Origin of the sequence: Aeromonas caviae, from assembly GCF_000819785.1 — a bacterium.
Taxonomy (GTDB): Bacteria; Pseudomonadota; Gammaproteobacteria; order Enterobacterales; family Aeromonadaceae; genus Aeromonas; species Aeromonas caviae.
In genome coordinates this window covers 784-1,025 of the sequence record NZ_CDBK01000004.1, presented here as the reverse complement: position 1 = coordinate 1,025, position 242 = coordinate 784, and the positions used below count along the sequence as shown (strand labels likewise).

1 protein-coding gene is annotated in these 242 nt (G+C 69.8%); it reads right to left on the bottom strand.

All coding sequences use genetic code 11. The annotated features are described in order from the left end of the window. Positions 1–26: 26 nt before the first annotated feature. A partial coding sequence (locus BN1120_RS00495) for a hypothetical protein (protein WP_042014276.1) occupies positions 27–242 on the bottom strand: 216 nt, incomplete at its 5' end.

Sequence of the window (242 nt, the reverse complement as noted above, 5' to 3'; positions counted from 1 at the left end):
GACCTAGGTCGGGATGTGTCGAGCCATCAGAGCAGCCCCTGCCCCAGTCCCCTGAGCCGGTCGCTCAGGGTACCCGCCAGCAGTTGGCGGCGCATGCCCTGTCCGGCCAGGGTCACCAGCACGGCCCCAAGCAGGGGGAGTGCAGCCCAGATGGCCCAGTGGAACTGCCACTGCGCCCCCTCCCACCACCACTGCAGACCGAAGGAGCAGAGCTCCACCACCATGGCGGCGCAGAGCCCTGC